This is a genomic window from Streptomyces sp. NPDC059909 (genome assembly GCF_042730885.1).
Classification (GTDB): Bacteria; Actinomycetota; Actinomycetes; order Streptomycetales; family Streptomycetaceae; genus Streptomyces.
Window position 1 is genome coordinate 73,561 of the sequence record NZ_JBHWKX010000008.1, and the last position, 22,358, is coordinate 95,918.

Genomic DNA, 22,358 nt, shown 5'->3' on the forward strand with positions numbered 1-22,358 from the left:
TAGCGGTCGTTAACCTGAAGGAAATGGGTTAACGCTCATTAACACGAAGGGAGCCCTGCCGGATGCAGCAGGCACCTGTGCTGACGAGCGCGGCAGATCCCGCGTCCGAGGCCTGGCAGGCCAATGAGGCGGCACACCGCGCCCTGGCCGACACACTGCGGGAGAAGCTGGCCGCGGCCCGGCTGGGCGGCGGCGAGAAGGCCCGTGCCCGGCACACCGCGCGCGGGAAGCTGCTGCCGCGGGACCGGGTGGACACGCTTCTGGACCCGGGCTCCCCCTTCCTGGAGCTGGCGCCGCTGGCGGCCGAGGGGATGTACGAGGGACAGGCACCCGCGGCCGGTGTGATTGCCGGGATCGGCCGGGTCAGCGGCCGCGAGGTGGTCGTGGTCGCCAACGACGCCACGGTCAAGGGCGGCACGTACTACCCGATGACGGTGAAGAAGCACCTCCGCGCCCAGGAGGTGGCCCTGGAGAACCGCCTCCCCTGCGTCTATCTCGTCGACTCGGGCGGCGCCTTCCTGCCGATGCAGGACGAGGTCTTCCCCGACCGTGAGCACTTCGGCCGGATCTTCTACAACCAGGCACGGCTCTCCGGCGCCCGCATCCCGCAGATCGCGGCGGTGCTGGGCTCCTGCACCGCCGGCGGGGCGTACGTCCCGGCGATGAGCGACGAGGCCGTGATCGTGCGGAACCAGGGGACGATCTTCCTCGGCGGCCCGCCCCTGGTGAAGGCCGCGACCGGCGAGGTGGTGACGGCCGAGGAGCTCGGCGGCGGCGAGGTCCACTCCCGGATCTCGGGCGTCACGGACCATCTGGCGGAGGACGACGCCCACGCGCTGCGGATCGTGCGGAACATCGTGGCGACCCTGCCGGAGCGCGGCCCGCTCCCCTGGTCGGTCCAGCCGGCCGAGGAGCCGAAGGTCGATCCGTACGGGCTGTACGGCGCGGTGCCGGTGGACTCCCGCACCCCGTACGACGTGCGGGAGGTCATCGCCCGGATCGTGGACGGCTCGCGTTTCGCGGAGTTCAAGTCCGAGTTCGGCACGACCCTGGTCACCGGCTTCGCCCGGATCCACGGCCACCCGGTCGGGATCGTCGCCAACAACGGCATCCTGTTCGCCGAGTCCGCCCAGAAGGGCGCGCACTTCATCGAGCTGTGCGACCAGCGCGGCATCCCGCTGCTGTTCCTGCAGAACATCTCGGGCTTCATGGTCGGCAAGGACTACGAGGCCGGGGGCATCGCCAAGCACGGCGCGAAGATGGTCACGGCGGTGGCGTGCACCCGTGTGCCGAAGCTGACGGTCGTCGTCGGCGGTTCGTACGGCGCGGGCAACTACTCGATGTGCGGGCGGGCCTATTCGCCCCGTTTCCTGTGGATGTGGCCCAACGCCAAGATCTCGGTCATGGGCGGCGAGCAGGCCGCCTCGGTGCTCGCGACCGTCAAGCGCGACCAGATCGAGGGCCGCGGCGAGGAGTGGCCGGCCGAGGACGAAGAGGCCTTCAAGGCCCCGATCCGCGCCCAGTACGAGCAGCAGGGCAATGCGTACTACGCGACGGCCCGGCTGTGGGACGACGGCGTGATCGACCCGCTGGAGACCCGGCAGGTGCTGGGTCTGGCCCTGACCGCCTGTGCCAACGCCCCGCTGGGTGAGCCCGGCTTCGGCGTCTTCCGGATGTGAGGGACGGAATGTTCGACACTGTTCTGGTCGCCAACCGTGGCGAGATCGCGGTCCGCGTCATCCGCACGCTCCGGGCCATGGGGGTGCGTTCGGTCGCCGTCTTCAGCGACGCGGACGCCGACGCCCGGCATGTGCGGGAGGCGGACACGGCGGTGCGGCTGGGCCCGCCGCCGGCCGCCGAGAGCTATCTCTCGGTGGAGCGGCTCCTGGACGCGGCGCGGCGCAGCGGGGCGCAGGCGATCCACCCGGGTTACGGCTTCCTCGCGGAGAACGCGCGGTTCGCTCGGGCGTGCGCGGAGGCGGGCCTGGTCTTCATCGGGCCGCCGGCCGAGGCGATCTCCCTGATGGGCGACAAGATCCGGGCGAAGGAGACGGTGCGTGCGGCCGGGGTGCCGGTGGTGCCGGGCTCGTCCGGTTCCGGCCTGACGGACGACCAACTGGCCGATGCGGCCCGTGAGATCGGCATGCCGGTGCTGCTGAAGCCCTCGGCGGGCGGCGGCGGCAAGGGCATGCGCCTCACGCGCGTCGAGTCGGCGCTGCTGGAGGAGATCGCGGCGGCGCGGCGCGAGGCGCGGGCGTCGTTCGGCGACGACACACTGCTCGTGGAGCGGTGGGTCGACCGCCCCCGGCACATCGAGATCCAGGTCCTCGCGGACGGGCACGGCAATGTGGTGCACCTCGGCGAGCGCGAGTGCTCGCTGCAGCGCCGCCACCAGAAGATCATCGAGGAGGCGCCCTCCGTCCTGCTGGACGAGAAGACCCGGGCGGCGATGGGCGAGGCGGCCGTGCAGGCGGCCCGCTCCTGCGGGTACCGGGGCGCGGGCACGGTGGAGTTCATCGTCCCGGGCGGTGACCCCTCCTCGTACTACTTCATGGAGATGAACACACGGCTCCAGGTCGAGCACCCGGTGACCGAACTCATCACCGGCATCGACCTGGTGGAGTGGCAGCTCCGGGTCGCGGCGGGCGAGAAGCTCCCCTTCGCTCAGGACGACATCAGCCTCACCGGCCACGCCGTCGAGGCACGTATCTGCGCCGAGGACCCTTCCCGCGGCTTCCTCCCCTCGGGCGGCACGGTCCTGTCCCTGCACGAACCGCAGGGTGACGGAATCCGCACCGACTCGGGCCTCAGCGAGGGCACCGAGGTCTCCAGCCTCTACGACCCGATGCTGTCGAAGGTCATCGCCTACGGCCCCGACCGGGCGACCGCCCTGCGCAAGCTGCGCGCGGCCCTGGCGGACACGGTCACCCTGGGCGTCCCGACCAACGCGGGCTTCCTGCGCCGCCTGCTGGCCCACCCCGCGGTCGTCTCCGGAGACCTGGACACCGGTCTGGTGGAACGGGAGGTTGACGGGCTGGTCCCGGACGGGGTCCCGGACGAGGTCTACGAGGCGGCGGCCCTGCTGCGCCGGCCGACCCCGTCCGCGGGTCCGGACGGCTGGGTCGACCCGTTCTCGGTCCCGAGCGGCTGGCGCCTCGGCGGCGAACCGGCCCCGAGGGTGCACCACTTCCGTGTGCCCGGCCACGATCCGGTGACGGTCCGCGTTCCCTTCCCGCCCGTCCACGGCTCGAGGACGGACAGCCGGGTGGCCGTCGAGGTCGACGGCGTCACCCACACCTTCACGTACGCCACGGCCCCCGGAGGGACCTGGCTCGGCAGGGACGGCGACTCCTGGCACCTCCAGGACCACGACCCGGTCGCGGCCGGCCTCAGCGGCGCCGCACACCAGGGCGCGGACACGCTCGCCGCCCCCATGCCCGGCACCGTCACCGTCGTGAAGGTGGCGGTCGGCGACGAGGTGACCGCGGGACAGAGTCTGCTCGTCGTCGAGGCGATGAAGATGGAGCACGTCATCTCCGCCCCGCACGCCGGCACCGTCACCGAGCTGGACGTCGCACCGGGCGCCACGGTCGCCATGGACCAGGTGCTCGCTGTCGTCACCCCGCACGAGGAGGACGCGGAATGACCGAGGCACTGCCGATGGAGGTCTCCGTCGCGGCCCTTCCGCCACGGGTACGGATCCATGAAGTGGGCCCGCGCGACGGGCTCCAGAACGAGAAGGGCGTCGTCCCGACGGACGTGAAGGCGGAGTTCGTCCACCGCCTCGCCGACGCAGGACTGACGACGATCGAGGCGACCAGCTTCGTCCACCCCAAGTGGGTGCCCCAGCTGGCCGACGCCGAGGACCTGTTCCCGCGGCTCGCCGACATCGAGGGCGTCACCCTTCCCGTCCTCGTGCCGAACGAACGCGGGCTCGACCGCGCCATCGCCCTCGGCGCACGCCGGATCGCCGTCTTCGGGTCCGCGACCGAGACCTTCGCGGCACGGAACCTCAACCGGACGATCGACGAGTCGCTCGCCATGTTCGAGCCCGTCGTCGCCCGCGCCAAGGCCGACAAGATCCATGTCCGCGGCTATCTCTCGATGTGCTTCGGCGACCCCTGGGAGGGCAAGGTGCCCGTCCACCAGGTCGTCCGCGTCGCCAAGCGGCTCATGGACCTGGGCTGCGACGAGCTGAGCCTCGGCGACACGATCGGCGTGGCGACCCCCGGCCATGTCCTCGCCCTGCTCGCCGAGCTGAACGAGGAGGGCGTGCCCACCAGCGCCATCGGCGTGCACTTCCACGACACGTACGGCCAGGCGCTGGCCAACACCTTTGCGGCGCTGGAGCACGGCGTCACGACCGTGGACGCCTCCGCGGGCGGCCTCGGCGGCTGCCCGTACGCGAAGAGCGCCACCGGAAACCTCGCCACCGAAGACCTCGTGTGGATGCTCAACGGCCTCGGCATCGAAACCGGGGTCGATCTCGGCCGGCTCACCGCCACCAGCGCGTGGATGGCCGGGCAGCTGGGCCGTCCCAGCCCGTCCCGCACCGTTCGTGCCCTCGCGGGCACGGCCTCCCACAAGGAGTCCTAGTCATGTCGCTCGACCACCGCCTCGCCCCCGAGCACGAGGAACTGCGCCGCACCGTCGAGGAGTTCGCCCACGACGTCGTCGCCCCGAAGATCGGCGACTTCTACGAGCGGCACGAGTTCCCCTACGAGATCGTCCGCGAGATGGGCCGCATGGGCCTGTTCGGCCTGCCCTTCCCCGAGGAGTACGGCGGCATGGGCGGCGACTATCTCGCCCTCGGCATCGCCCTGGAGGAGCTGGCCCGCGTCGATTCGTCCGTCGCGATCACGCTGGAGGCCGGCGTCTCGCTGGGCGCCATGCCGGTCTTCCGCTTCGGCACCGAGGAGCAGAAGCGCGCGTGGCTGCCCCGGATGTGCTCCGGTGAGATCCTCGGCGCCTTCGGACTGACCGAGCCCGACGCCGGTTCGGACGCGGGCGGCACGAAGACGACCGCCGTGCGCGACGAGACGACCGGCGAGTGGGTGATCAACGGCTCCAAGTGCTTCATCACCAACTCCGGTACGGACATCACGGGTCTCGTCACGGTCACCGCCGTCACCGGCCGCACCCCCGAGGGCAAGCCGCTCATCTCCTCGATCATCGTCCCGTCCGGCACCCCGGGCTTCACCGTCGCCGCCCCCTACTCAAAGGTCGGGTGGAACGCGTCGGACACGCGCGAGCTGTCGTTCTCCGACGTCCGCGTCCCGTTCGCGAACCTGCTGGGCGAGGAGGGCCGTGGTTACGCCCAGTTCCTGCGCATCCTCGACGAGGGCCGGATCGCCATCGCGGCGCTGGCGACGGGCCTCGCCCAGGGCTGTGTGGACGAGTCCGTGAAGTACGCCAAGGAGCGGCACGCCTTCGGCCGCCCGATCGCCGACAACCAGGCCATCCAGTTCAAGATCGCGGACATGGAGATGCGAGCGCACATGGCCCGTATCGGCTGGCGTGACGCGGCATCACGGCTGGTGCACGGCGAGCCGTTCAAGAAGGAGGCGGCGCTCGCGAAGCTCTACTCCTCCACGGTCGCCGTCGACAACGCGCGCGAGGCCACCCAGATCCACGGCGGCTACGGCTTCATGAACGAGTACCCGGTGGCCCGGATGTGGCGTGACTCCAAGATCCTGGAGATCGGCGAGGGCACGAGCGAGGTCCAGCGCATACTGATCGCCCGGGAGTTGGGGCTGTCCGCCTGACCCCGGTCGGCCGTCCGGCCGTCCGGCCGGATCCTGCCCCGGCTCCGCGCTCCGGGCGGGGGTTCATCGTCGCTCGGCGGATTCCGCGTGCACCGCGCACCTCGGCGGTGCTCCCGCCCTGCCGGCCGGAGGGCCGCCCAGGAGTTCCGCGCCCATCGGGGTGAGGGTGTGCAGGACCGCGCCCCCGAGCCGACGGGAGCCGCTCAGCCCCGCCTCGCGCAGGACCGCCGTGTGGTGGCTCACGGTGGCGGGCTGATGCCGGCCCTGCGGGCCGGTTCGGTGGTGGTCAGTCCGTCCGCGACGGCCTCCAGCACCGCGGCCCTCGCGCGTCCCAGCAGCGCGGCGAGCGCGTGATGCGGCGAGCCGCCGGCGCCGGCTCCGTAAGCGGAGGGGGCGAGCCGGCGCGGGTCGTGGGTGAGGGGATGGACGAGCACGGGCGGCAGCTTCTCGTCCCTGAGCACGATCGGCCTGGGCCGGCAGAAGAACGAGGGGATGATCCGCAGGCCCCGCCCGTTCAGGTACAGATCTCCGTCCAGGTGCGGGCCCCCGGCCTCCAGCACCGGTGGCATCCAACGGATCGTGGGGTGCAGCCCCTCCACCATCGCCGCGAACCCGTTCTGCAGCAGGGCTCTCGCGGCGATGGACCGCTCCGCCTCGAACTGCGCCCGGACATGCGTCCAGTACGGGGCCACGAAGAGCTCGTGATGCCGCCGGACCAACCCGGCCATGCCGTGCAGTGCCTGTGGGTCGCCGTCCGCCAACGGCCCCACCCAGCCGGGTAATCGGCGCGCCGGGCCAGTTCCGTCAGATCGGTGCGGAGCCGGGCCCGTGGGGTGGCCAGCAGTGCGTCGATCCCCGCCTACAGACCCAGCGATGCCTCCGCAGGCGTGAGCAAGTCCGCCGAATAGCCCACCGGCGGGGCCGGCGCCCGCAGCCGGAACAGCGCCGGCTCGGCCGGGCGCTCGGCGGATGCACGCCGCCACCGGCCGAAGACCAGCGGTCCGTCGCGGTTCTGCAGCAGATGCAGACTGAGCAGCGCCTCCCACAGCGGGTCCGGTGCGTCCGCAAGTACCACCCGGGTCAAATCCTCATAAGTGAAGTGGATCCGCAGTCCCATTGGTGCCCCTGTTCGTCCTGTCTCGCGCGAACGGCCTGGCAGCGGTTCCAGCCCCCTATGGACAAGATGTGAGGTTAGGCTAACCTACCTTCGAACTTGCCCAGTGGCCGGAATCCGGCACGTACGAAAGTGACCCCGCCATGCCCAACGCCCGAGCCACCCGACTCACCCGCCGCGGCCTGCTGGCCGCCGGAGGCGCCCTCGGGCTCGGCGCCGCACTCACCGCCTGCGGCGGCGAGAAGAAGAGCGGCTCGGCCGCCGACGCCAAGTCCGGCCCCTGGGAGTTCAAGGACGACCGCGGACAGACGGCCAAGGCGAAGTCCGCCCCGAAGAACATCGTCGCCTTCACCGGAATGGCGGCCGCCCTGCACGACTTCGGCATCGAGGTGAAGGGCGTCTTCGGCCCGACGTACGTCGAGGACAAGGCGAAGGGCACCAAGACCCCGGACGTCCAGGCGGGCGACCTCGACATCGACAAGGTCAAGGTCCTCGGCAACGTCTGGGGCGAGTTCAACGTCGAGCAGTACGCGGCGCTCGCCCCGGACGTCCTGATCACCGACATGTGGGAGAAGGACGCCCTCTGGTACGTGCCGGACCAGTCCAAGGACAAGATCCTGAAGCTGGCCCCGTCCGTCGCTCTGTGGGCCTCCGACTACTCGATGCCCAAGGTGCTCCAGCGCCACGTCGACCTGGCCAAGTCGCTGGGCGCGGACGTCGCTACGAAGAAGGTCACCGACGCCAAGGCCGCCTTCGAGAAGGCCGCCGCCCGGCTGCGCGCCGCTGCGAAGGCCAAGCCCGAGATCAAGGTGCTCATCGGCTCCGCGAGCGCCGACCTCTTCTACGTGTCCACCCCGGGACGCCCGACCGACACGCTGTACTTCAAGGAGCTCGGCGTCAACTTCGTGACGCCCACCAAGCTCGATGCCGGCGGCTGGTTCGAGGGCCTCAGCTGGGAGAACGTCGACAAGTACAAGGCCGACATCATCATGATGGACAACCGCGCCTCGGCCCTTCAGCCGGATGCCCTCAAGTCCAAGCCGACCTGGGCCCAGCTGCCCGCCGTCAAGGCCGGCCAGGTCGTCCCGCGCGTCACCGAGCCGATCTACTCGTACGAGAAGTGCACGCCGATCCTCGAGGACCTCGCGAAGGCCATCGAGAACGCGAAGAAGGTCGCCTGACGATGACGGCAGCCGCAGCCGCCCCGTTCCGTTTCTTCCCCCTTCAGGTCGTACGGACGCGGCGGCTCGGCCCGTCGCTGGTCCGTGTCACCTTCGGCGGGGAAGCCCTCGCGGACTTCGCGTCCGGGGGCCGTGACCAGTCCCTCTCGCTCTTCCTGCCGCACCCCGGCCAGGAGGCACCCGTCGTGCCGGTTCCGGAGGACGGGGACATGTACGCCGCGCTCGGCGCCTGGCGTGCGCTGCCCGACGACGTACGGGCCGTGATGCGCTCGTACACCGTGCGGGAGCAGCGCCGGAACCCGGATGAGCCAGGCGAGATCGACATCGACTTCGCCGTCCACACTGTGACATCAGCCGCTGACGCGATGGGCGTCGGACCGGCCTGCCGCTGGGCGCAGAAGGCTTCCGCCGGTGACCGGGTGACGGTGCTCGGCCCCGCGGTCGCCGACAACACCGCCGTACGCTTCCAACTGCCCGACAACGCCGATTCGGTGCTGATCTGGGCCGACGAGACGGCGCTGCCCGCCGCATCGGCGATCCTCGAGTCCCTGCCCGCCGGAATCCGCGCCCAGGTCTGGCTCGAAGTCCCGTGCGCCGAGGACCGGCTGGAGCCGAGTACGTCCGCCGACGCCACGCTCACCTGGCTGGTGAGGGAGGAAGGGGCGCCGTCCGCCGTCGAGGCCGTGCGCGCCGCCGAGTTCGCCGGCTCGGACCCGTACGTCTGGATCGCGGGCGAATCGGGATCCGTGAAGGCGCTGCGCCGCCATCTGGTGAACGAGCGCCAACTCGACCGTCGCCGCATCACGTTCGTCGGCTACTGGCGCAGGGGCCTCAGCGAGGACGCCCTGCGCGAAGTCCCGGACGACGAGACGTAAGCGACAAACAGCGTTTTATTTACGAACTGCCGTGCCCCGAGGGGGGTGAGGGGCCATTGCGCGTCGAAGTTAGGTTAGGCTAACCTAACTTCGACGTCGTCCCCTCGCCCCCCTCTCCCCTGTCCGGAGGGGCGACGAAGTCCCCGCATCCGGGAGGACCCTCCATGCGCTCGCACCTGCTCAACGACACAACGGCGGAGCGTTACCGGCGCTCCGTGACCGAAGGAGTCGAGCGGGTGGCGAACAAACTCGCCATGACTCGACGGCCGTTCACCGGAGTCACCCCCGACGAGCTCGCCCCGGCGATCGCCGCCGTCGACCTGGACCAGCCGCTCGGCGACACCACCGCCGCGCTCGACGAGCTGGAGCAGGTCTATCTGCGCGACGCGGTCTACTTCCACCACCCCCGTTACCTCGGCCACCTCAACTGCCCGGTCGTCATCCCCGCCGTGCTCGGCGAGGCGGTTCTCTCCGCCGTCAACTCTTCCCTCGACACCTGGGACCAGAGCGCCGGCGGCACCCTGATCGAGCGCCGCCTCATCGACTGGACCGCAGGCCGCATCGGTCTCGGCCCGGCCGCCGACGGCGTGTTCACCAGCGGCGGCACGCAGTCCAATCTCCAGGCGATGCTGCTGGCCCGCGAAGAGGCAAAGACCGACGACCTGTCGAAGCTCCGCATCTTCTCCTCCGAGTGCAGCCACTTCAGCGTGCAGAAGTCCGCGACCCTGCTCGGCCTCGGCCGCGACGCGGTCGTGTCCATCCCCGTCGACCGGGACAAGCGCCTCCAGACCGCGGCCCTCGCGGCCGAACTGGAGAGGTGCAAGGAGGACGGTCTCGTGCCCATGGCGGTCGTCGCCACCGCCGGCACCACCGACTTCGGCTCCATCGACCCGCTCCCCGAGATCGCCGATCTGTGCACGTTGTACGGCGCCTGGATGCACGTCGACGCCGCGTACGGCTGCGGACTGCTCGTATCCCCCACCCGCCGCCACCTCCTGGACGGCATCGAGCGGGCCGACTCCGTCACCGTCGACTACCACAAGTCCTTCTTCCAGCCGGTGAGTTCGTCCGCCGTGCTGGTACGGGACGAGGGGACGCTGCGGCACGCCACCTATCACGCGGACTACCTCAACCCCCGCCGCACGGTGGAGGAGAGGATTCCCAACCAGGTCGACAAGTCCCTCCAGACCACCCGCCGCTTCGACGCCCTCAAGCTGTGGATGACGCTGCGCGTCATGGGCGCCGACGGTGTCGGCGGGCTCTTCGACGAGGTCTGCGACCTGGCCGCCGACGGCTGGCAGCTGCTCGCCGACGACCCGCGCTACGACGTCGTCGTCGAGCCCCGGCTGTCCACGCTCGTCTTCCGCTACATCCCGGAGCGCGTCACCGCCCCGGCCGAGATCGACCGCGCCAACCTCTACGCCCGCAAGGCCCTGTTCGCCTCCGGCGAGGCCGTCGTCGCCGGAACCAAGGTCGACGGCCGCCAGTACCTGAAATTCACCCTGCTGAACCCCGAGACGACCGTGCACGACATCGCCGCCGTCCTCGATCTGATAGCCGGCCACGCCGAGCAGTACCTGGGAGAGACCCTTGTCCACGCCTCTTGACTTCATCGGGATCGGTCTCGGTCCGTTCAACCTGGGCCTCGCCTGCCTGACCGAGCCGATCGACGAGCTGAACGGCGTCTTCCTGGAGTCCAAGCCGGACTTCGAATGGCATGCGGGAATGTTCCTCGAAGGCGCCCACCTCCAGACGCCGTTCATGTCGGACCTGGTCACCCTCGCCGATCCGACGTCCCCGTACTCCTTCCTCAACTATCTGAAGGAGAAGGGCCGGCTCTACTCCTTCTACATCCGCGAGAACTTCTATCCGCTGCGGACCGAGTACAACGACTACTGCCGCTGGGCCGCCGCCAAGCTGAGCAGCATCCGCTTCAGCACGACGGTGACGAAGGTCGCGTACGAGGCCGGGAGCAAGCTGTACGTCGTCCACACCGCCGACGGCGAGACGTTCCGCGCCCGCCGGCTCGTCCTGGGCACCGGCACCCCGCCGTACGTCCCGGACGCCTGCCAGGGCCTCGGCGGCGACTTCGTCCACAACTCGCGCTACCTCCAGGCCAAGGAGGAGCTGCAGAGGAAGCAGTCCATCACGCTGGTCGGCAGCGGCCAGAGCGCCGCGGAGATCTACTACGACCTGCTCGCCGAGATCGACGTGCACGGCTACCGACTCAACTGGGTGACCCGCTCGCCGCGGTTCTTCCCGCTCGAGTACACGAAGCTGACGCTGGAGATGACGTCCCCCGAGTACGTGGACTACTTCCACGCGCTGCCGGAGGCCACCCGCGACCGGCTCGAGTCGCAGCAGAAGGGCCTGTTCAAGGGCATCGACGGGGATCTGATCAACGAGATCTTCGATCTGCTCTACCAGAAGAACCTCAAGGGCCCGGTCCCGACCCGGCTGCTCACCAACTCGGCCCTGCACACCGCCTCGTACGAGCCCGGGAGCGGGACGTACACCCTGGGCCTGCGCCAGGTGGAGCAGGAGAAGGACTTCGAGCTCCGGACCGAGGGCCTGATCCTGGCCACCGGCTACAAGTACGTCACCCCCGCGTTCCTGGAGCCCGTGCGCGACCGGATCCGCTGGGACGGCCAGGGCCGCTTCGACGTCGCCCGCAACTACGCGATCGACACCACCGGGCGCGGCATCTTCCTGCAGAACGCCGGCGTGCACACGCACTCCATCACCTCGCCCGACCTGGGCATGGGCGCCTACCGCAACGCGTACATCATCCGTGAGCTGCTGGGCACCGAGTACTACCCCGTCGAGAAGACCATCGCGTTCCAGGAGTTCGCCATATGAGCACCATCGCCCCCGGCCTCGGGACGTTCAGCTTCCGTCCCCTCGATCCGCTCACGGACGCCGAGCTGCTGCACGGCTGGGTCACCCACCCCAAGGCCGCGTTCTGGATGATGCAGGACGCCGGACTCCACGACGTCGAGCGCGAGTACATGGCGATCGCGGCCGCCGAGCACCACGACGCGTTCCTCGGACTGCACAACGGGGAGCCCGCCTTCCTGATGGAGCGGTACGACCCGTCGAAGGTCGAGCTGGTCGGTCTGTACGAGCCCGAACCGGGCGATGTCGGCATGCACTTCCTCGTCGCGCCGACCGACACACCGGTGCACGGCTTCACCCGGGCCGTGATCACCGCGGTGATGCGCGAGCTCTTCGCGGCCCCGGCGACCCGGCGCATCGTCGTCGAGCCGGACGTCTCTAACAAGGCCGTGCACGCGCTGAACGAGGCGGTCGGCTTCGTACCCGAGCGGGAGATCCACAAGCCCGAGAAGAAGGCGCTGCTGAGCTTCTGCACCCGGGAGCAGTTCGAGGCCGCAGTGGGAGCGGCCCGGTGAACGCGATCGACAGCGTCTCCCACCTCACCCCCGAGCTGTGGGCCGAGGCCAACCGGCAGCTGATCCGCAAGGGCCTCGCCGAGTTCTCCCACGAGCGGCTGCTCACGCCGACGGCTCTCGGTTGGGGCACCACCCAGGCCGAAGGCTCAGGGGGAGACCGCTACTCCGTCCTGAGCGACGACGGCAGGACCGAGTACCGGTTCACGGCCGGCCGCCTCGCCCTCGACCACTGGCAGGTCTTCGCCGAGTCCGTCACCCGCCACCGGGACGGCAGCGAGCTCCCGCTGGACGCCCTGGAGTTCATCACCGAGCTGCGCGGCGCGCTCGGGCTGTCCGACGAGATCCTGCCGGTCTATCTGGAGGAGATCTCCTCCACCCTGTCCGGCACGGCCTACAAGCTCACCAAGCCGGAGGTGGCCGCCGCCGAACTGGCCCGCGCCTCCTTCCAGGCGATCGAGACCGGGATGACCGAGGGCCACCCCTGTTTCGTCGCCAACAACGGACGGCTGGGCTTCGGCGTGCACGAGTACCACCGGTACGCGCCCGAGGCCGCCGCCCCGGTCCGGCTGCTGTGGGTCGCCGCGCACCGCTCCCGCGCGAGCTTCACCGCCTGCGCGGACCTCGGATACGAGAACCTGCTGCGGGCCGAGCTGGGCCAGGAGACGCTCGACCGCTTCGACGCCCGGCTGAGCGGGCTCGGTCTGGACCCGGACGACTATCTGCTGATGCCGGTCCACCCGTGGCAGTGGTGGAACAAGCTCTCCGTCACCTTCGCCGCCGAGATCGCCCGGCATCGTCTGGTGCCGCTCGGCGAGGGCGACGACGAGTATCTGGCGCAGCAGTCGATCCGTACCTTCTTCAACACCAGCGACCCGGCCAAGCACTATGTGAAGACGGCGATGTCCGTCATCAACATGGGCTTCATGCGGGGCCTGTCCGCCGCGTACATGGAGGCCACGCCCGCCATCAACGACTGGCTGGCCGGGCTCGTCGCGAGCGACGACGTGCTGAAGGCGGCCCGCTTCTCGATCATCCGCGAGCGCGCGGCGGTCGGCTACCGGCACCTCGAGTACGAGGCCGCCACGGACCGCTTCTCGCCGTACCGCAAGATGCTCGCCGCACTGTGGCGCGAGAGCCCGGTGCCCACGCTGGAGGACGGCGAGCGGCTCGCGACGATGGCCTCGCTGCTCCATGTCGACCGCGCGGGGAAGTCGTTCGCGGGCGCGCTGATCGCGGAGTCGGAGCTTGCCCCCGAGGTGTGGCTGCGCCGCTACCTCGACGCGTATCTGCTGCCGTTGCTGCACTCCTTCTACGCGTACGACCTGGTCTACATGCCACACGGCGAGAACGTGATCCTCGTCATCGGCGAGGACGGGGCGGTACGGCGGGCGATCTTCAAGGACATCGCCGAGGAGATCTGTGTGATGGACCCGGACGCGGTCCTTCCGCCGGCGGTGGAGCGGATCCGCGCCGAGGTCCCCGAGGACATGAAGCTGCTGTCGATCTTCACGGACGTCTTCGACTGCTTCTTCCGCTTCCTCGGCGCCACGCTGGCGACGGAGGGCGTCGTCGACGAGGAGACGTTCTGGCGGACGGTCGCCGAGTGCGTCACGGCGTACCAGAAGTCGGCGCCGCATCTGGGGGACAAGTTCGCCCAGTACGACATGTTCGCGGACGAGTTCGCGCTGTCCTGCCTCAACCGGCTGCAGTTGCGCGACAACAAGCAGATGGTCGACCTCGCGGACCCGTCGGGCGCGCTCCAGCTGGTGGGCAGCCTGGAGAACCCGATCGCGCGGTTCAGGTAGGCCTTCGGGCGGCAGACGGGCGGGCGCCCTTCGAGTACGCAGCAGTCGACAGCGGCTGCGCCGCGGGTCGGAGGGCGCCCGCTTCCTGTCCGCGCGCGGCTACTCGGCGGGCCAGGGAACCTGCGGCGAGCGGTAGTAGTCGATACCGAGCGCCGACATCCGCGGCCCCTGGGCCGCGAGCCGCACCTTGTACGCGTCCCAGTCGTGCGTCGACGCCGGGGACCAGCCGAGCTCCGCGACGCCGGGGAGCCGCGGGAAGGCCATGAACTCGATGTGGTCGCTGGTCGAGACGGTCTCGGACCAGAGCGGCGCCTCGACCCCGGCGATCGACGACGCGGGCGCGCCGGGCAGATAGGCCCCCGGGTCCCAGTCGTACGAGCGCTGCACCTCGACGTAACCGGCCCAGGCCAGGCCCAGCGGGGTGTCCTTGGTGTACTTCATGTCGAGGTAGAGCCGGTCGGCGGGCGACAGGATCAGCTTGGTGCCGTTGCGCGCGGCGGCGGCGACCTGTTCCTTCTCGGCCGTGCTCGTGCCGTCCAGTCCCCAGTACTGGGCGACGGCGCCCTCGGCCGGCGTCGCCCCGGTCAGCTGGTGCCAGCCGACCACCGTCTTGCCGTACTTGGCGACGACGGCCTGGGCCTTGTCCATGAACGCCACATAGTCCTCGTGGCTGGTGGAGTGGGCCTCGTCGCCGCCTATGTGGAGGTACTTGCCGGGGGTGAGCGCGGCGAGCTCGCGCACGACGTCGTCGACGAAGTCGTACGTGACGGCCTTCGGCACGCACAGGGAGCTGAAGCCGACGTTCGTGCCCGTGTAGAGCGGCGGGGCGACGCCGTCGCAGTTCAGCTCGGCGTAGGAGGCGAGCGCGGCGTTGGTGTGGCCCGGCATGTCGATCTCCGGGACCACCTCGAGATAGCGCGACGCGGCGTGGGCGAGGATCTCCTTGTACTGGGCCTTGGTGTAGTAGCCGCCTGGGCCGCCGCCCACCTGGGTCGAGCCGCCGTAGGTGGCCAGGCGCGGCCAGGAGTCGATGGCGATGCGCCAGCCCTGGTCGTCGGAGAGATGCAGATGCAGCTTGTTGATCTTGTAGAGGGCGAGCTGGTCGATGTAGCGCTTGACCTGGTCGACGGTGAAGAAGTGCCGGGAGACGTCGAGCATCGCGCCGCGGTGGCCGAAGCGCGGGGAGTCCGTGATGGTGCCGCCGGGGACCTGCCAGGGTCCGGCCTGCCGGGTGTCCTTCTCGACGGCGGCGGGCAGCAGCTGCCGGAGCGTCTGCACGCCGTGGAAGAGTCCCGCGGGCTTGCGGGCGGTGATGGTGACCCCGCCGGCGCCCGACTCCAGCCGGTAGCCCTCGTCACCGAGGCTCCTGTCGCGCGACCCGAGCGCGAGCCGGATCCCGCCGCGCCCGTGGTCGTCGTCGACGACGGGCAGCGCGTACCCGGTGGAGGGTCGCAGCACGTCCGCCAGATACGCGCCGATGCGCCGCGCCTCGCGCGAGTCGTCGTCGACCCTGATACGCGTCGCGGGGGTGAGGACGTACGGCGTGCCGGAGGGCTTCACGGATGCGGGCGCGGGGACGACCTCGCCGAGCGGTCTGACGGCGGCCTCCGCGGGGGCGGGCGCGGCCCCGACACAGGCGGCACCGGCGGCGACGACGAGCAACAGTGAACCGAGGAGCCGGGGGAACGTTCTGCGCTGTCTCACAGGCTGGGTCCCTTCCGAGGGGCGTCACGACTGTGGTGCCGAGCAACCGAACGGTCACCATGCGTACCGTGCGCCCCACGAGCGGTCAAGGTGTAGACCACTTCTCGCAGCCGCCGATGCGACAATCGCCCCCGCCACCGGAGCGGCCGGAGCCACGGCCTCCGCCACACCCGGTGCGACAATCGCCCGCATGGCGACCCCACCTCCTGGGGGACAACCCCCACCCCCGGCAGTGGCGACGGCACCACCTTCGACGGCGAGCGGATCCGGCTGGAGTGGGCTGGAAGACGACCCGTTTGCCGTCGAGCTCCGGGGCTTCCGCATCCGTACGCCCCGAAGGACGCCGTCCCGCCCCCCGCGCCCGCCGCCGCTGACCATGACGTACTGCTCCGGAGACTGCGCGAGCTGGGCGAGCTGGGCGAGCTGCACCAGGCCGGAATGCTGACGGACGAGGAGTTCGCCACGGCCAAGCAGGCCGTCCTGAGGCGCATGTAAAACGACCAAAGACGGACGTAACGCCCGGGTGTAACCATGATCACCTGGGATTCTGCCCGAAATCGGGCAGGATTCTTGCGTACGGGCCGTGCCAGCCCTCAATATCTACGGGTGCTCGAACGCCGCCCGCCGTCGCATGACGACCTCGTCGACCACCTGGTGCGCAGCACCGCGCTCCAGCGCGGTGAGGCGGCCCGGGTGGTGCTCGACGTGCTGGCGTTCTTCGACGAGACGACCGAGGAATTCGTCCGCCGCCGCCACCGCGAGCTGCAGGCCGGCGGAGCCATGAACACGGAGATCTTCGAGCGGATCGCGGCCGAGCTGCCGTACCGCGCCGTCGCGCCGCCCGAGCTCTCGCTCCGGCAGCTGCGCCGCATCGTCTACGGCTGAGCACACACCTGAACGTCTTCGGAGGGGCATAGCTCTATGTGCGGAATCGTCGGTTACATCGGGAAGCGGGATGTCGCTCCGCTGCTGCTGGAAGGCCTGGCGCGGCTGGAGTACCGGGGTTACGACTCCGCGGGCATGGTGATCACCAGCCCCAAGTCCACCGGCCTGAAGATGGTCAAGGCCAAGGGCCGCGTCCGTGACCTGGAGGCCCGGGTCCCCAAGCGCTTCGCCGGCACCACCGGCATCGCCCACACCCGCTGGGCCACCCACGGCGCCCCGAGCGACCACAACGCGCACCCGCACATGGACCCCGAGAACCAGGTCGCGGTCGTCCACAACGGCATCGTCGACAACGCGTCCGAGCTGCGCGCCAAGCTCGAGGCCGACGGTGTCGTCTTCGCCTCCGAGACCGACACCGAGGTCCTCACCCACCTGATCGCCCGCTCCCAGGCCGAGTCCCTGGAGGAGAAGGTCCGCGAGGCGCTCAAGGTCGTCGAGGGCACGTACGGCATCGCCGTCATGCACGCCGACTTCAACGACCGCATCGTCGTCGCCCGCAACGGCTCCCCGGTCGTCCTCGGCATCGGCGAGAAGGAGATGTTCGTCGCCTCCGACGTCGCCGCGCTGGTCGCCCACACCCGCCAGGTCGTGACCCTCAACGACGGCGAGATGGCCACCCTGAAGGCCGACGACTTCCGCACCTACACGACGTCGGGCACGCGGACCACCGCCACCCCCGAGACCGTCGAGTGGGAGGCCGCCTCCTACGACATGGGCGGCCACGACACGTACATGCACAAGGAGATCTCCGAGCAGCCCGACGCCGTGGACCGCGTGCTGCGCGGCCGCATCGACGAGCGGTTCTCCACCGTGCACCTGGGCGGCCTGAACCTGGACGCCCGCGAGGCCCGCGCCATCCGCCGCGTCAAGATCCTCGGCTGCGGCACCTCGTACCACGCGGGTCTGATCGGCGCCGGGCTCATCGAGTCCCTGGCCCGGATCCCCGCGGACTCCGAGCCGGCCTCCGAGTTCCGCTACCGCAACCCGGTCGTGGACCCCGACACCCTGTACATCGCCGTCTCCCAGTCCGGTGAGACGTACGACGTGCTCGCGGCCGTCCAGGAGCTCAAGCGCAAGGGCGCGCGCGTCCTCGGCGTCGTGAACGTGGTCGGCTCCGCGATCGCCCGCGAGACGGACGGCGGCGTGTACGTGCACGCCGGTCCCGAGGTCTGCGTCGTCTCCACGAAGTGCTTCACCAACACGGTCGTCGCCTTCGCGCTGCTCGCGCTGCACCTGGGCCGCATCCGTGACCTGTCGGTCGCCGACGGCAAGCGGATCATCGAGGGCCTGCGCAAGCTGCCCGCCCAGATCTCCGAGATCCTCGAGACGGAGGACGAGATCAAGAAGCTGGCGGACGAGTACGCGAACGCCAAGTCGATGATGTTCATCGGCCGGGTCCGCGGCTACCCGGTGGCGCTCGAGGCCTCCCTGAAGCTCAAGGAGATCTCGTACATCCATGCCGAGGCCTACCCGGCCTCCGAGCTGAAGCACGGCCCGCTGGCGCTCATCGAGCCCGCTCTGCCGACGGTCGCGATCGTCCCCGACGACGACCTGCTGGAGAAGAACCGTGCCGCGCTGGAGGAGATCAAGGCCCGCAGCGGCAAGATCCTCGCGGTCGCGCACCAGGAGCAGGAGAAGGCCGACCACACCATCCTCGTCCCGAAGAACGAGGACGAGCTCGACCCGATCCTCATGGGCATCCCGCTCCAGCTCCTCGCGTACCACACGGCCCTGGCCCTGGGCCGGGACATCGACAAGCCGCGGAACCTCGCCAAGTCCGTCACGGTGGAGTAGTCCTCCGCCTCAGGACGTCGGCAGCGACAATTGAGCAACCCGGACGGCGAGTTACCACCTCCGCGAGAGCGGCGGCGGCTCAGCCGCGAAAAGGGCGGCCCCCCTTGCACACGCCACCATGTGCGCAAGGGGGGCCGCCTTTTGGTCGCCGGCGTTGCCCTCACGCCGGCCCGTGGCCGCTCAGCCGGTGGCCGTCACCCCCCGGCCGGCAGCGCGCCCCGTGAAGGTGGGCCAGTGCGCGAGCGCCGCCGTGGCGCCGTACCAGGCCGCGAGTCCCGCGACCGCGCCGGCCCAGCCGCCGGCCTTCGCGAGGCCGTCGTTACCGGCGAACGACGCGATGGCGAGCAGCAGGAGCGAGATGAACAACAGCCCGTAGACGCCCTGTCCGAAGAGTCCGCTGCCCGCGGAGGCGGCGGTGAGCGTCAGTGCCAGAAGCGCGAACAGCAGCAGGAAGAGTCCCGCGGCTTCCGCCGAGACCTCCGTGCCGGCGCCGGTGCCCCAGGTGAACCAGAAGGCGCCGAGGCCCGCGAAGGCCGTACCCGTACCGCCGTTGCCCGCACGGAACTCGAGCAACCCGACGATGAACAGTGCGACCCCGCCCACCCAGGTCGCGAGCGATGCGGCGTCGGACGCCGCGACATTGTCGATCACACCGGTGTGGCCCATGCCGAAGGCCAGCAGGGTCAGTCCCAGTGCGAGGTGGCCGAGAGTCGATGACGTTGCGCTTCCCGCGGAGACTTCATTGTCCACGGCGGGCTCCCTTCATGCGCGGGTAGGTGCTGCTTCCCAGCCACGGTTATGTACCCTTCACAAGCGCACAATCCACCTCTACGGGCGAGTAGATTTGACGGTCGTCAAAAAGTTATATACGAGGCCCGACCAGGAGGAACGAGGGGTGGAGCGGAGGCCCGGAGCGGGTTACGGGATGACGACGACGGGCCGCTGCGCGCGCCGCGCGAGCCGGCCGGCGACCGAGCCGAAGATGCGCCCCACGATGCCGTGCGTGGAACCGACCACGATCGCGTCCGCCGAATACTCCCGGCCGACTTCCTCGAGCTCATGGCAGATGTCGCCGCCGCGCTCCACGAGGATCCACGGCACCTCGGAGAGGTAGTCGGCACAGGCGAGCTCGAGCCCGAGGACCTCGGTGCGGTGGTCCGGTACGTCGACGAAGACCGGCGGCTCGCAACCCGCCCACACCGTGGTGGGAAGGCGGTTGGCGACGTGCACGATGATCAGGCCGGAGCCGGAGCGCCTGGCCATGCCGATGGCGTACGCGAGGGCCCGCTCGCTGGAGGTCGATCCGTCGAAGCCGACGACAACTCCGTGCCGGAAGGCGGGATCGCAGGAATGGCGTGACTCTTCCGCCGCTCGCAGATCCGACAGGGAGTCGGAGACCTGCTTGCGGTCCGCGGGTTCGGGGAATTCGTGACCGGCCATCGGTGTCTCGGCGATTAGATCCTCATGTGAGGGCGACGGTGGGCGGCGGAGCTGTGTCCGGGAATCATCTTCCCAACCCCATACCCCCAAGGGTACGGCGACACTCCTCCTCTGCCCAGAGGCAGCAGCCCTACTCACGGCGTTCCAGGGAGCATGCACGAGCACGCTCCGTATGGCAATGGCGCCTGTCCCATACAGGCTTCGGCGGCCGCCGGCGCCGCGGGCCGTGCGGCCCGCCCCGACGCGCGTCGCGGGCGCAGTGACCGGAGCACTCCGTTCCTCGTTGGTACACGGTCACCCCACCACTGCCAGGAGTTCTCCGTGCCCGCATCACCGGCCGCCCGCGCCTCCGTCCCGACGCCGACGCAGGTGGACGGCCGGCACGGGTCGCCGCACCCGGAGCAACGCCAGGAGCGGCGACCGGATCCGCACCTTCCGCACACGCCTCCGGAGTGCACCCCGGGCCCCGGGGCGGGCGTCCGCGCCGACTCCGCGGACGACGTGGTCCGCTGGGGGGCCTTCAGCTGTCTCCTCGTCCCCGTCGTGCTCGTGGCGTACGGCACATCCGTGGGCGGGGCCGCGGCAGCGGCACTCGGACTCGCGGCCGTGACCGCCGTCTGCCGGGTCCTGCTGCGCCGCTCGGAACGGGCCGCGGCACTGCCCGTTCGCGCGAGGGCGCACAGGGGCGGAGGCCGGCGCGGACGGAACGCACCGAGAGCCTGATGGTTTCGTACGCACGCACCCGTCTATTTTCAGCCAACTTCCCGCCTGCGGCCGGTCCTTGCCCGAACAGCCCGTCAACCCCCTTGTCACCAGGCAAGAAAGGACCGACGCGGTCGCTCGCACCCTACGGGGACGGGCCATGCACGCGAGACGCACTTCCCTGCAGGGCCCGCGAGTGGAACGCTTCGTGATCGAATGCTTCGCGCCAAGTTGCCTTGTCGACAATGTGCCGGTTTCCGAACTTGTCACGCCGGCACCACGGGACGCAGTAGATTCGATCATGAGTATCGAAGGCTGGGGACTCGTGCAGAACCGAGGGGAAACGTGCAGGAGCGACAGGCCCGAAACGAACGGGGAGACGCGAACACCGAGGGGGGCTTAGCGTCATGAGTCAGGACTCCGCCGCACCGGAGGTCGCGCGGAAACTTTCCGGGCGCCGCCGCCGTGAGGTCGTCGCGGTGCTGCTGTTCAGCGGCGGCCCCATCTTCGAGAGTTCCATCCCGCTCTCGGTGTTCGGAATCGACCGCCAGGACGCCGGAGTTCCCCGCTACCGGCTGCTCGTGTGCGGCGGTGAGGAAGGACCCCTGCGGACCACAGGGGGACTCGAACTCACCGCGCCGTACGGGCTGGAGGCGATCGGCAGGGCAGGCACCGTCGTCGTGCCGGCCTGGCGGTCCATCACGTCACCGCCACCGCCGGAGGCGCTCGACGCGCTGCGCCGCGCCCACGAGGAGGGCGCGCGGATCGTGGGGCTGTGCACCGGGGCGTTCGTGCTGGCCGCCGCGGGACTGCTGGACGGCCGCCCGGCGACCACGCACTGGATGTACGCACCGACGCTGGCCAAGCGCTATCCGTCGGTGCACGTCGATCCGCGCGAGCTCTTCGTGGACGACGGCGACGTCCTCACGTCCGCCGGTACCGCGGCCGGAATCGATCTCTGTCTGCACATCGTGCGGACGGACCACGGCGCGGAGGCCGCCGGGGCGCTGGCCCGCAGGCTCGTCGTACCGCCGCGGCGCAGTGGCGGGCAGGAGCGCTACCTCGACAGGTCTTTACCGGAGGAGATCGGCTCCGACCCGCTCGCCGAGGTCGTGGCCTGGGCCCTGGAGCACCTCCACGAGCAGTTCGACGTGGAGACGCTGGCCGCGCGCGCGTACATGAGCAGGCGGACCTTCGACCGCAGGTTCCGCTCGCTCACCGGCAGCGCTCCCCTGCAGTGGCTGATCACCCAGCGGGTGCTGCAGGCACAGCGGCTGCTCGAGACGTCCGACTACTCGGTGGACGAGGTCGCGGGCCGCTGCGGCTTCCGCTCGCCGGTGGCGCTGCGCGGCCACTTCCGGCGCCAGCTCGGCTCGTCCCCGGCCGCGTACCGGGCCGCGTACCGGGCCAGACGCCCGCAGGGCGAGTCCGCCGTGCCGGCGCCGGCGGTGGAGGCCGTCGTGCCGCCACAGGCCTCGGGTCCGCAGGTGCGGCGCCCCGCGACCGCGACGGCCCCGGGCGGCCTGCCGGAGGCGGGCAAGCCCAGCTCCGACGCATACGCCCCCGGACGTCCGGCGCTCCCGGGCCAGCGGAGTGCGCCCTGACGAGTGATCGGGAGGACGG

The 22,358-nt window shown here is 70.4% G+C and carries 20 protein-coding genes and 1 pseudogene; 15 read left to right on the forward strand and 6 right to left on the reverse strand.

Translation table 11 applies throughout. From position 1 onward, the window contains the following. The first annotated feature begins 62 nt into the window (after positions 1-62). Genes ACFV9O_RS08650 through ACFV9O_RS08665 form a run of 4 tightly spaced genes read left to right on the forward strand, consistent with a single transcriptional unit; the run spans position 63 to position 5,765 of the window. Positions 63-1,679 carry a carboxyl transferase domain-containing protein gene (locus tag ACFV9O_RS08650; protein WP_385414136.1) on the forward strand — a complete coding sequence of 539 codons (1,617 nt, stop codon included), beginning with the start codon at positions 63-65 and terminating at the stop codon, positions 1,677-1,679. 8 nt (positions 1,680-1,687) lie between these two features. After that, positions 1,688-3,646, forward strand: coding sequence for an acetyl-CoA carboxylase biotin carboxylase subunit (locus ACFV9O_RS08655; RefSeq protein ID WP_385414138.1), 1,959 nt, complete (start codon positions 1,688-1,690; stop codon positions 3,644-3,646). After that, on the forward strand, positions 3,643-4,596 hold the full coding sequence (locus tag ACFV9O_RS08660) for a hydroxymethylglutaryl-CoA lyase (protein WP_385414141.1): 954 nt from the start codon (positions 3,643-3,645) through the stop codon (positions 4,594-4,596). The genes ACFV9O_RS08655 and ACFV9O_RS08660 overlap by 4 nt, the downstream gene beginning before the upstream one ends. A 2-nt stretch (positions 4,597-4,598) precedes the next feature. Next, positions 4,599-5,765: an acyl-CoA dehydrogenase family protein gene (locus tag ACFV9O_RS08665; protein ID WP_385414143.1), complete on the forward strand. Its 1,167-nt coding sequence runs from the start codon at positions 4,599-4,601 to the stop codon at positions 5,763-5,765. A 63-nt stretch (positions 5,766-5,828) separates the two neighbouring features. Here ACFV9O_RS08665 and ACFV9O_RS08670 read toward each other — a convergent pair whose 3' ends face one another. The 3 genes from ACFV9O_RS08670 to ACFV9O_RS08680 all read right to left on the reverse strand — a co-directional run bounded on the left by ACFV9O_RS08670 (position 5,829) and on the right by ACFV9O_RS08680 (position 6,840). Next, complete coding sequence (locus ACFV9O_RS08670) at positions 5,829-6,008, reverse strand: hypothetical protein (RefSeq protein WP_385414146.1); 180 nt, start codon at positions 6,006-6,008, stop codon at positions 5,829-5,831. Further along, entirely contained in the window at positions 6,005-6,493 is a 489-nt protein-coding gene (locus ACFV9O_RS08675) for a hypothetical protein (RefSeq protein ID WP_385414147.1), read from the reverse strand. Before ACFV9O_RS08675 ends, ACFV9O_RS08670 begins: the two co-directional genes overlap by 4 nt. A gap of 131 nt (positions 6,494-6,624) precedes the next feature. Beyond that, positions 6,625-6,840 (reverse strand): hypothetical protein, encoded by a 216-nt coding sequence (locus tag ACFV9O_RS08680; protein WP_385414149.1) that lies wholly within the window; start codon positions 6,838-6,840, stop codon positions 6,625-6,627. A 182-nt stretch (positions 6,841-7,022) separates the two neighbouring features. Here ACFV9O_RS08680 and ACFV9O_RS08685 point away from each other — a divergent pair, with 182 nt between their 5' ends. The 6 genes from ACFV9O_RS08685 to ACFV9O_RS08710 all read left to right on the forward strand — a co-directional run bounded on the left by ACFV9O_RS08685 (position 7,023) and on the right by ACFV9O_RS08710 (position 14,150). After that, the gene (locus tag ACFV9O_RS08685; protein WP_385414151.1) at positions 7,023-8,060 is read left to right on the forward strand and encodes an ABC transporter substrate-binding protein; all 1,038 of its coding nucleotides are present in this window, start codon (positions 7,023-7,025) and stop codon (positions 8,058-8,060) included. A 2-nt stretch (positions 8,061-8,062) separates the two neighbouring features. Then, the gene (locus tag ACFV9O_RS08690) at positions 8,063-8,935 is read left to right on the forward strand and encodes a siderophore-interacting protein (RefSeq protein WP_385414154.1); all 873 of its coding nucleotides are present in this window, start codon (positions 8,063-8,065) and stop codon (positions 8,933-8,935) included. A gap of 164 nt (positions 8,936-9,099) precedes the next feature. Beyond that, a complete protein-coding gene (locus ACFV9O_RS08695) occupies positions 9,100-10,542 on the forward strand; it encodes a pyridoxal phosphate-dependent decarboxylase family protein (RefSeq protein ID WP_385414156.1) in 1,443 nt (480 codons plus the stop codon). Beyond that, positions 10,526-11,794, forward strand: coding sequence for a lysine N(6)-hydroxylase/L-ornithine N(5)-oxygenase family protein (locus ACFV9O_RS08700; RefSeq protein WP_385414159.1), 1,269 nt, complete (start codon positions 10,526-10,528; stop codon positions 11,792-11,794). The genes ACFV9O_RS08695 and ACFV9O_RS08700 overlap by 17 nt, the downstream gene beginning before the upstream one ends. After that, entirely contained in the window at positions 11,791-12,345 is a 555-nt protein-coding gene (locus ACFV9O_RS08705) for a GNAT family N-acetyltransferase (RefSeq protein WP_385414161.1), read from the forward strand. The genes ACFV9O_RS08700 and ACFV9O_RS08705 overlap by 4 nt, the downstream gene beginning before the upstream one ends. After that, the gene (locus ACFV9O_RS08710; RefSeq protein WP_385414163.1) at positions 12,342-14,150 is read left to right on the forward strand and encodes an IucA/IucC family protein; all 1,809 of its coding nucleotides are present in this window, start codon (positions 12,342-12,344) and stop codon (positions 14,148-14,150) included. The genes ACFV9O_RS08705 and ACFV9O_RS08710 overlap by 4 nt, the downstream gene beginning before the upstream one ends. A gap of 99 nt (positions 14,151-14,249) precedes the next feature. Here ACFV9O_RS08710 and ACFV9O_RS08715 read toward each other — a convergent pair whose 3' ends face one another. Then, positions 14,250-15,854, reverse strand: coding sequence for a beta-N-acetylhexosaminidase (locus ACFV9O_RS08715; protein ID WP_385414165.1), 1,605 nt, complete (start codon positions 15,852-15,854; stop codon positions 14,250-14,252). A 348-nt stretch (positions 15,855-16,202) separates the two neighbouring features. On the opposite strand from ACFV9O_RS08715, the pseudogene ACFV9O_RS08720 reads away from it, so the two are divergent. The 3 genes and pseudogenes from ACFV9O_RS08720 to glmS all read left to right on the forward strand — a co-directional run. After that, positions 16,203-16,349 (forward strand): annotated as a pseudogene (locus tag ACFV9O_RS08720) (SHOCT domain-containing protein); the annotation flags it as partial. Positions 16,350-16,460: 111 nt separating this feature from the next. After that, complete coding sequence (locus tag ACFV9O_RS08725; RefSeq protein ID WP_385414168.1) at positions 16,461-16,739, forward strand: hypothetical protein; 279 nt, start codon at positions 16,461-16,463, stop codon at positions 16,737-16,739. Positions 16,740-16,775: 36 nt separating this feature from the next. Then, positions 16,776-18,593 (forward strand): glutamine--fructose-6-phosphate transaminase (isomerizing), encoded by a 1,818-nt coding sequence (gene glmS, locus ACFV9O_RS08730; protein WP_385414171.1) that lies wholly within the window; start codon positions 16,776-16,778, stop codon positions 18,591-18,593. Positions 18,594-18,773: 180 nt separating this feature from the next. On the opposite strand, the gene ACFV9O_RS08735 is transcribed toward glmS, so the two are convergent. Together ACFV9O_RS08735 and ACFV9O_RS08740 are read right to left on the reverse strand one after the other, a co-directional pair. Further along, positions 18,774-19,343, reverse strand: a complete 570-nt coding sequence (locus ACFV9O_RS08735) for a GPR1/FUN34/YaaH family transporter (protein WP_385414173.1) — start codon at positions 19,341-19,343, stop codon at positions 18,774-18,776. A 168-nt stretch (positions 19,344-19,511) separates the two neighbouring features. Further along, the gene (locus tag ACFV9O_RS08740; RefSeq protein ID WP_385414176.1) at positions 19,512-20,033 is read right to left on the reverse strand and encodes a universal stress protein; all 522 of its coding nucleotides are present in this window, start codon (positions 20,031-20,033) and stop codon (positions 19,512-19,514) included. Between the two features lie 321 nt (positions 20,034-20,354). Between ACFV9O_RS08740 and ACFV9O_RS08745 the strand changes: the two genes are divergently transcribed. Together ACFV9O_RS08745 and ACFV9O_RS08750 are read left to right on the forward strand one after the other, a co-directional pair. Continuing rightward, the gene (locus ACFV9O_RS08745; protein ID WP_385414179.1) at positions 20,355-20,756 is read left to right on the forward strand and encodes a hypothetical protein; all 402 of its coding nucleotides are present in this window, start codon (positions 20,355-20,357) and stop codon (positions 20,754-20,756) included. A gap of 386 nt (positions 20,757-21,142) precedes the next feature. Further along, positions 21,143-22,339, forward strand: coding sequence for a GlxA family transcriptional regulator (locus ACFV9O_RS08750; protein ID WP_385414182.1), 1,197 nt, complete (start codon positions 21,143-21,145; stop codon positions 22,337-22,339). The last annotated feature ends 19 nt before the right edge of the window (positions 22,340-22,358 follow it).